Origin of the sequence: Candidatus Frackibacter sp. WG13 (assembly GCF_900114655.1) — a bacterium.
In the GTDB taxonomy this organism is placed as follows: domain Bacteria; phylum Bacillota; class Halanaerobiia; order Halobacteroidales; family Acetohalobiaceae; genus Frackibacter.
Map to the genome: position 1 here is coordinate 1 of NZ_FOTT01000039.1, position 9,539 is coordinate 9,539.

Annotated in this window: 8 protein-coding genes; all 8 read right to left on the bottom strand. The window is 33.2% G+C overall.

The window, feature by feature from the left end:
• Positions 1-99 precede the first annotated feature (99 nt).
• A complete protein-coding gene (gene nikC, locus BM077_RS13360; RefSeq protein ID WP_089751135.1) occupies positions 100-1,014 on the bottom strand; it encodes a nickel transporter permease in 915 nt (304 codons plus the stop codon).
• A 12-nt stretch (positions 1,015-1,026) separates the two neighbouring features.
• Positions 1,027-2,031 carry an ABC transporter permease gene (locus BM077_RS13365; RefSeq protein WP_089751138.1) on the bottom strand — a complete coding sequence of 335 codons (1,005 nt, stop codon included), beginning with the start codon at positions 2,029-2,031 and terminating at the stop codon, positions 1,027-1,029.
• Between the two features lie 142 nt (positions 2,032-2,173).
• Entirely contained in the window at positions 2,174-3,811 is a 1,638-nt protein-coding gene (locus BM077_RS13370; RefSeq protein WP_089751140.1) for an ABC transporter substrate-binding protein, read from the bottom strand.
• A gap of 418 nt (positions 3,812-4,229) precedes the next feature.
• Positions 4,230-4,928: a hypothetical protein gene (locus BM077_RS13375; RefSeq protein WP_089751143.1), complete on the bottom strand. Its 699-nt coding sequence runs from the start codon at positions 4,926-4,928 to the stop codon at positions 4,230-4,232.
• Between the two features lie 388 nt (positions 4,929-5,316).
• Entirely contained in the window at positions 5,317-6,975 is a 1,659-nt protein-coding gene (locus BM077_RS13380; RefSeq protein WP_089751146.1) for an ABC transporter substrate-binding protein, read from the bottom strand.
• A gap of 256 nt (positions 6,976-7,231) precedes the next feature.
• Positions 7,232-7,507: a putative Se/S carrier protein gene (locus tag BM077_RS13385; protein WP_176941739.1), complete on the bottom strand. Its 276-nt coding sequence runs from the start codon at positions 7,505-7,507 to the stop codon at positions 7,232-7,234.
• A 7-nt stretch (positions 7,508-7,514) separates the two neighbouring features.
• Positions 7,515-8,549 carry a selenide, water dikinase SelD gene (gene selD, locus BM077_RS13390; RefSeq protein ID WP_089751150.1) on the bottom strand — a complete coding sequence of 345 codons (1,035 nt, stop codon included), beginning with the start codon at positions 8,547-8,549 and terminating at the stop codon, positions 7,515-7,517.
• A gap of 64 nt (positions 8,550-8,613) precedes the next feature.
• A complete protein-coding gene (gene yedF / locus BM077_RS13395; protein ID WP_089751151.1) occupies positions 8,614-9,204 on the bottom strand; it encodes a sulfurtransferase-like selenium metabolism protein YedF in 591 nt (196 codons plus the stop codon).
• Positions 9,205-9,539: the final 335 nt, after the last annotated feature.

Below are 9,539 nucleotides of genomic sequence, written 5' to 3' on the forward strand. Positions count from 1 at the left end.
CTACTCCTTTTTCTACAAAGAAGTGGGTCTGTAGCTCGTTAACATCTAAGATTACATCTTTACTCATCATTGCACCTCACTTTAGTTATACTTTATTTATTAGTTATCTTTCATTTTAGGATCTAATGCATCGCGCAAGCCATCTCCAAATAAGTTAAAACCTAAGACTGTAATTATTATTGCTAAGCCGGGAAAAGCTACTACCCAAGGAGCAACTTGAATCGCAGTTCGTCCAGCACTTAACATCGCTCCCCATTCTGGTGTTGGTGGCTGTGCTCCTAACCCTAGGAAGCTAAGCCCAGCTGCCTCTAAAATTGCCGTAGCAATACTTAAAGTAGCCTGTACGATAATCGGTGCCATACAATTTGGTAGTAAATGTTTAAATAGAATTCTACTATCATTAGCACCTAAAGCCTTAGCAGCTTCTACATATTCTTCTTCTTTTACAGTCAGTACAGATGATTTAACTATACGCGCAAATCGCGGTAAATTTACAATTCCAATTGCTATCATTGCATTCTTTAATTGTGGTCCTAAGATACTCATAATTGCAATTGCTAATAAGATACTAGGAAAAGCTAACATTATATCAATAATCCGCATGATTAAATTGTCTAAATAACCTCCATAATACCCAGCAATTAAACCTAAAATGGCTCCAAAAACTAGAGCAATACTTACTGAAATCACACCAACTTGTAATGATATCCTTGAACCATAAATAAGTCGACTTAAAATATCTCTTCCTAATTCATCAGTACCTAACCAGTGGTTAGCCGATGGAGCCTTTAAACGAGAAATTATATCTGTCTCAGTAGGTCTGTATGGTGCAAGAAGGGGAGCTAATATAGCTACAATAATTAAAGTAACTATGATTCCTAAACCAAAGACAGCTGTTTTATTCTTTAATAATCTTTTACCGACTTCTTTCCATAAACTACTACTTTCACCTTCTTGAGCTGGAACATCTAAATCAGTTCCCTGTTTTGGAGCTTCAATATTACTACTTGTCATTACTGCACCTCCTTAATTATATTTAATTTTAGGGTCGATAAACCCATAAATAATATCTACTAATAGATTAATAAGTACAAATGTAATCGATAAGACCAAAATACAGCCTTGAACTACTGGATAGTCTCTAGCCATAATCGCATCAAATGAATACTTTCCTACTCCTGGCCAAGAAAAGATGGTCTCAGTCATTACTGCCCCACCTAATAGAATCCCAGCTTGTAAACCGATCACTGTGATAATTGGAATTAAAGCATTCTTTAAAGCATGTTTATAGACTACCACTCTCTTACTTAACCCTTTTGCATAAGCAGTACGGATATAATCATTACTCAAAACCTCTAACATACTTGATCTAGTCATCCGCGCGATAATTGCCATCGGTATTGTTCCTAATGCTATTCCTGGTAAAAATAGATGCCAGAGCACATCTTTTAAAGCTGTCCAATTTCCAGTTAGAATACTATCTAATACATAAAAGTTAGTAATCGTATCTAACTGTACACCTACACTAATTCTTGCCGAAGCCGGAAACCACCCTAACTGTAAAGCAAAAACCCAAATTAACATTAATCCTAACCAAAAGATAGGCATTGATACTCCTAATAAAGCCCCTGACATACTTATATAATCAAATAAAGAATACTGCTTAGTCGCTGAAATTATTCCTGCCGGCACTCCAATTAATACTGCAATTAACATACTAAATATCGTTAATTCAATAGTAGCAGGATAGCGATCCAACAACTCTTCTCCTACCGGATTATTAGTCATAATCGAAGTCCCTAGATCCCCTTTTACAATTCTCTTTAAAAATCTAAAATATTGTTGATATACAGGATCATCAAGTCCTAATTCTGCCCTTATCCTAGCTAAATCTGCCGCCGTTGCTCTTTCCCCTAGCATAATTCTAGCTGGATCTCCAGGAATTAAATGAACAATCATGAAAACAACTATTGAAACACCAATAATAATTGGAATTAATAATAGTAATCTCTTAATAATATAGTTTAACATTTATCTGCTACAACCTCCTCTTTCAATCCTAGCCAAATAGTACCACAAATATTAATTAATATCTAGACATGAATTAGAGTATATGTGGTATATACCACATATACTCTAATTACTTACTAATCTTTCTTACCTTTACTTTAATCTACTTAACCCAAACTTTATTTAATTTTTCTACACCTACTGGGCTTGGTACATAATCCATGACTTTATTCTTTAAACCAATTGGTGGATTTGAATGAGCAACTGGCACCCATGGCGCATCTTTATGAATAATCTCCTGTGCTTCTTTATACATCTTAGCACGCTTCTTCTGGTCAAGTGTCTTCTGAGCTTTAATTAAGATCTCATGTAAAGCATCACTCTTATAGAAAGCTATGTTACCAGCACTTCCTTTAACTGCATTATCTTTATCTAATAATACATATAAGAAGTTATCTGGATCTCCATTATCACCTGTCCATCCTAATAATGCCATATCATGTTCGCCATTCTCAGTCTTCTGAAGATAAGTACCCCAATCATAAGTCCTAATCTCTGCCTCAATGCCAACTGCTTTTAAATCAGCTTGCATTGCCTGGGCAATTAACTTTGGCTGTGGCATATATGGTCTTGGATTAGGCATCGCCCATAACGTAGTCTTAAATCCATCTGGATAACCAGCTTCAGCTAATAATTTTTTAGCCTTTTCTGGATTATATTCATAAGGATCGATACCCTCATTATATCCCCATAAAGAAGGTGGCAATGGGTTTTTAGCTGGCTTAGCTAATCCAGCATACAAACCTTCAATAATCTCTTTCTTATTAATAGCATGATTAACAGCCTTCCTCACTAACGGATTATTAAATGGTTCTTTCATGAAGTTCATAGCTAAGTAACCAACATTCATACTTGGTCTTAGTGATAACTTCAGTTTATCTGAGTTCTTAAGTTGAGGAACACTATTTGGATTAACACCATCCATAATATCGATACTTCCTGACTGTAACTCCATAAATCTAGCTGTATTGTCCGGAATAGCTCTAAAGACTATCTTATCTAAATAAGGTCGCCCTTCCCAATAATCCTTATTTGCTTCTAAAACAATTCGGTCACCTTTAACCCACTTTACAAACTTAAATGCTCCTGTTCCAACCGGATGCTTAAAGTAATTTTCACCATATTTCTTAATAGCTGTTGGACTTGAAATAGCGAATGGTGCCATAGCTAAATTAGCTAAGAACGGTGCTGATTTCTCTTTAAGTGTAAATTGAACCGTATACTCATCAGTAGCTTTTACTGACTTAACTACACCCGGAAAACCTCCAAACATATATCCCCAATAAACAAATTCACCATCATGATATTTGTGGTCTTTATTCATCCAGCGTTTAAAATTAAATACTACTGCATCAGCATTAAAAGGAGTTCCATCATGGAATTTAACTCCTTTTCTTAAATTGAAAGTCCAAACTAATCCATTATCAGATGTCTTCCAAGACTTAGCTAATGCTGGTTCAACCCCTGTCTTGCCAGGCTTATACTCTACTAAACCATCAAATATCTGCTTTGTAACTTTCATTGACTCTCCATCAGTTACATCAGAAGGATCTAATTTAACTGAATCACCACCACGACCATAGACTAATGTTCCTCCTGTTTTTGGCTCTACATTTTCTCCAGTCTGCTCTGCTTTCTTTTCAGGTGCAGGTTCTGAAGTCTGTTGTGGTTGTCCACAACCTACTAGAGTTAATCCGATTACAGCAATAATTAAAGCTAATACAATACTCTTCTTAAACATTAATTCTACCTCCTCAAATTCTTTTCTACTCAAAGTCTTTCTTTTCTGAAAATTAATCAAACAATTGATAAATTATGTATTTACTTAATTACATAATTATCATTTTACTTTATGCCCGTCACCCACCTCCTTATTGAATTACACAATTAACCATTAATGTTAATAAATAAGTAACTTATATATGTCACCTTATTTAACATAAAAAACTCTTCTCTAAACTTAAATAGTCTAGAGAAGAGTTGTCCCTCAAAAATTAAGAATCTTCACTTTATAATAAATCATTAATTACTCTCTCTTCTAAACTACTCTATTTTCTAGATATTACAATATGTTTGATTAAATAATATTCACTACTAGCTATAATACTGACTACTCAAAGATAATTATATTATATCATATAATATTTGTCAACTTAAAATTAATTTGCTTTCTTAATTTGAAATGAAGTATCTTTACCACTCAAGCTAATCTGACAATTGTCATTGCGAAGATAGACAATATCTAACCCTTGGACTTCACCCTTAACTATAATCTTACAACTAACTTTAAATATTGAAGCTCCTAGCTGTATTTGTAAGGACTCTGCCAAATCATAATTTGCTTCTTCGATTTCCAATATGGGATTAGTAAAGTTGATATTAGAAGATTTAGCATTTAAAAGATTATCTAGCTCATGCTTACTATCTACTTTATCTTCTTTTGGTAATAAAAGAGTAGTATTAATCAATATTGGTTCATTTTGGTCATAAATTATCGAAGTTCTCTCTTGAAAATTATTATCCTTTACTAACTGTTGATAACTTTGATAATCATTCAAAATCACTCTGTCTAATTTTTCAGTTGATAAAACTTCTAAATCTAAAATATTAATAATGTCTATTAAAAACTGATTAGACGACAAATTAGACAACTTCTCCATTTTACGAGCATATTTCTTTCTCAACTTAGTTAATGATAACTTTGCTTCTGATAATACCGTCCTAACATAGTGAGGGGTTGTCTCTACCTTCTCAGCTAACTCTTCTACTTTTAAAAAAGGATCACTCTTCGCCCAATATACTACCTTCTCCTTCTTATTTAAACTTGCCATCTTCTCTTCTTCTCTTAAGCTTTTCATCATGCTCCCCTCCCAAATTCTTAATTAATAATAAAAAACCCTAAACTAAGTACAGTTTAGAGTAAAAATAGGTATAATAATCCCTTATTAAGAATGCACCTCTCCTACCATATACCTACTAAACTACTCAGTCTCATTCTAATTAGTCATTCTTTAATTTTTATTATCAACTTCTCTACTCACTACTCGTGCATTATAATTATACTACTTTGTTAATAATTATAATATAACTTATGTCAGCTTGTCAAGTTAGATTATTAATTACAACTTCTCTATTAATTGTAAAACTAAAAATTATTTTAAGCTATTTATAAAGGAAGCAATTACTGATATCAGCAATTGCTTCCTTTAAATTTATTATATCAATTTACAATTCTACAACTTAAATCTACTTATCTAACCAAACATCATCCAACGGTAATGGTCCCAAAGCTGTCATTGTATAACCTTTTACAAATGGCTTTTGAAGGCCTACTCTAGTGTAATAATAAACAGGAATCCATGGTGCATCACCCATTACCATCTGTTCTACCTTAGCATAAAGCTCTTTACGTTCTTTACCTGCCTTCATCTTTCGTCCTTTATCTAATAACTCATCAACCTCTGGATTTTGATAGAAAGCTCCGTTTCCACCAGGCCCAGCGTTCTTAGAGTGAAATAATACATATAAGAAATTATCTGGATCAGGATAATCAGCGATCCATGCTAATCTAAAGATCTGAGTTTCACCATTATCTACTCGTTTAATATAACTACCCCATTCTAAATTAGATAGCTTTACATCTACTCCTACTTCTTTTAAGTTAGCTTGTACTGCCTCAGCAATAGCTTGATGAGATTTGCTTGTATTATAAATTAATTCATATTCACCTGGAAGTCCATTTGGATACCCAGCTTCAGCTAATAATTGCTTAGCCTTTTCTGGATTATATGGGTACCCTTCTAAGTCTTTATTACGTCCTGGCATCCCTGGCGGCAAGATACCCTTAGCTGGTTTTACTGTGCCATTCTTTAATACTTTAGCAATCGCTTTCTTATTTACAGCATAATTGAGCGCTTTTCTAACTTTTACATTATCAAAAGGTTTTTTAGTAGTATTAAATCCAAAGTAATAAGTTCCTAATAAAGGAGTCTTATTTACTTCATCAGCAAACTCTTCACTATTTAATACTCTCGGCATCTGTCCCATCGGAATATCTCCATCAACCATAGCATAAATGTTACCTTGTTCGTATTCAGCAAAAGCTGGCGACGCTTCAGTAATTACCCGATAAACGATTTTATCTAAATATGGTCGGCCATCAAAATAATCTTCATTAGCTTCTAATACTACTTTATTATCATGCTGCCATTCTATGAATTCAAAGGGTCCAGTCCCTACTGGATGATTTACATAATCAGCACCATACTTTTCAATAGCTTTCTCAGAAACCACCGATGCATTAACCATACCTAATACAGTTAAAAATGGTGTGAAAGGTTCATCTAACGTTATCTGTAATGTATAATCATCAATAGCCTTTAAGCCTGATACTTTATCTGCCTTACCATCTTGAAATTCTTCTACTCCTTCAATACTAGTAAATAACCATTCTCTTTCTGACTTAGTCTCAGGATTAACCATTCTTGTAAAGGAATAAACAAAATCTTTAGCAGTAACTGGGTCTCCATTATGGAAATTAACTCCCTTTTTTAAGTTAAATTTCCAAACTAAACCATCTTTAGAAACATCCCACGATTTAGCGATATCTGGTACTACATTTAAATTCTTATCAAACTTAACTAAACCATTATAAATATTCATTGCAACCTTATGAGAAGTTGTATCCGTAATATGTGCTGGATCTAAGCTTGGTGGATCTGAAGCTACTCTCCCTTGAAAGACTCCACCATACTTATCCTTTTCTGCTACTTTAGTTTCTTGCTTAGCTTCTTTTGGAGACTGAGATTTCTGGTTTGCCTGCTGTCCTGATTGTCCACAACCAACTAATGCTAAAACCATTAAACCTAAAATCAAGAACAATGCTATACTTTTTCTATTAGACATTCTCCACTATTCCCTCCTAATTGATTGTTTAATTAATTTTCGTTATTAGTTCATCTACCTCTACATTAACTATTAAATTCTCTCTGTATCCTACTCACTCCTTCCTAAAACAAGCAGTAATTCGTCATTAAATAACAAAATTAACCATAGATAACATACGTTTGTCATCTATGGTTCTAAAACATATAGAATATATATAATTATAGCACGAAAAATGTCGAAAGTCAAAAACTACAAAAAAACTAATTGTTTTGTATTACATTTTTAGGCTAATTTTTTCAATGCGTTTTTTACGATTATATTGTTCAATCCTATAACAACCCCAAAATCTTAAATTACTTCTTTTAATTAAACTATTAATTCTACCTAAATCCTTTATATTAAACTTAACTCCACTTCCACAATTAGCAGTTATCTCCTTAGGAATTGGAATCATCATTACTTCTACTCCTGCATTTTTTAAAATTTTTTCAGCCTTTAAAGCATGATGAGTCGAATAAAAGGTTATTAAACCGTACTCTCTTACATTCACATTTCGTCTACTCCTTAATTTTGATTTTTGAGGTGTTATCCGTAATTCTTCCAACAGCTACTGCTTTAACGCCTCTTTCATCCAATTTATTAATTAATTCTTCTATTTTATTTTCGACAACTGAAATCAAAAGGCCACCAGAAGTCTGTGGATCAAAGAGAATATCTCTTTTAGCTTCATTAATGTTAGCAGCAAAATCTATATCTTCACTAATATATTCTTGATTTCGATAGGCGCCTCCAGGCACTAAGCCCATCTCTGCCCACTCAATCACCTTAGGCAAAAGTGGAATTTGACCAAATTCAATCTCTGCTCCTACTTTACTTGCCGATACCATCTCCCAAAGATGACCTAAAAAACCAAAACCAGTTACATCAGTACAAGCATTAACTCCCACTTGCTTCATAACCTCCGCTGCCTCTTTATTTAATGTAATCATCGCCTCAATAGCTGGATTATCCTCTTCCTCAGCAATCATGCCACCCTTCATTGCTGTAATAGTAACACCTATTCCTATTGGTTTAGTTAAGACTAACCTATCTCCTGGTTTAGCGCCAGCATTAGTTATCAATTGATCAGGAGCAATTAATCCACTCACTGATAAACCATACTTAGGTTCATCATCTTCAATAGTATGCCCCCCTGCTAAAATAGCGCCTGCTTCTTTAACCTTAGCTGCTCCTCCCTGTAATATCTGTTCTAAAACCTCTATTTCTAAACATGATGGAAAGCCAACAATATTCATGGCACTTAAAACTTCTCCACCCATAGCATAGATATCACTTAAGGAATTAGTAGCTGCTATCTTACCAAAAAGATATGGATCGTCTACTACTGGTGTAAAGAAATCGAGTGACTGAATTAAAGCCTGTTCTTCATTCAGTTTTATCACTGATGCATCATCAGAGGTACCTAGCCCAACTAATTCTCGTTCATCAGTTAACTCGGGGATTGATCGCAAAACTTGCGATAAGGTCTCAGGACCTAATTTTGCTGCTCAACCACCACTTTTAGCTAACTCAGTTAATCGTTTTTTATCCACTTATATCAACACCTCATATATTGTATTATATTCATCAACTATTAATTGGTTAGTTTTTCACTCATTATACCGTAACTACTGGATTAGAATTCAACCTTTCAACAATAGTATACATATTAGTTACTTCTCCTACTTTTAATTTATCTTCTAAATTATAATATTCTAAACAGGTACCACAAGAAAGAATCTCTACTCCTGCTTCTTCTAAAATTTTTAAATTCTGCTTAATCTCTTTATTTAAAGTAGGTAGTTTAACTCCTTCATTAATAAATATGATTGATTTTGGTAGTGGAGCGGTTTCTGTTAAAGTATATATGAATCCTTTAATCAATAATTCTCCTAATTCTTCTTCTCCATTCCCTAAAACATCAGATCGAATAAAGTAAACCTTATTTTGATCTTCTCCACCTTCTAATTCAGCCGAAGTTAATGAAGAAGCAACCTCTTCTTCAATTTGAGACAAGGTAATTTGAAAGTCATCATCTAATTCTAAAATTTCTGTACTACAATTTAATTTTTGACCCAACTTCTCTAAATTCTTACAAGCAGTTTCATTATCAACTAAGGCAACTACTAAATTCTCTTCCTCTAAAGCTTTTTTAGTCTTAATTACTGGTTCAGGACAATTTAAACCTCTAGCATCAATTTTAATCATTTACTTCCCTCCAAAGTTAATGCTATCTATAATAATGAAACTATAGATAAAACCTTTTTCTAAATATAATATTCATGATTTATAAATGTAAAACCCTTTATAATTAATTTTCTACTACTTTAATATTAATTATATATAAGTTTAGATTATGAGTCAAATAAAAATATTTTAATATGCAATTATAAAAGAAACAACTATCAATTGATAGTTGTTTCACTATTAGATAAAATAAAATTAACACATATCAATTTCTACTTTTAACTAAATTTCTTCCGGATCTAAATGACAAGCTACGAAATGACCGTTTCCTCTGTCCACAAACTCTGGTTCCTCTT

Coding starts and splice junctions, on each gene's coding strand:
- BM077_RS13370 (WP_089751140.1), bottom strand. CDS start 3,811: ATGTTTAAGAAGAGTATTGTATTAGCTTTAATTATTGCTGTAATCGGA.
- BM077_RS13375 (WP_089751143.1), bottom strand. CDS start 4,928: ATGAAAAGCTTAAGAGAAGAAGAGAAGATGGCAAGTTTAAATAAGAAG.
- nikC (WP_089751135.1), bottom strand. CDS start 1,014: ATGACAAGTAGTAATATTGAAGCTCCAAAACAGGGAACTGATTTAGAT.
- BM077_RS13365 (WP_089751138.1), bottom strand. CDS start 2,031: ATGTTAAACTATATTATTAAGAGATTACTATTATTAATTCCAATTATT.
- yedF (WP_089751151.1), bottom strand. CDS start 9,204: ATGATTAAAATTGATGCTAGAGGTTTAAATTGTCCTGAACCAGTAATT.
- BM077_RS13380 (WP_089751146.1), bottom strand. CDS start 6,975: ATGTCTAATAGAAAAAGTATAGCATTGTTCTTGATTTTAGGTTTAATG.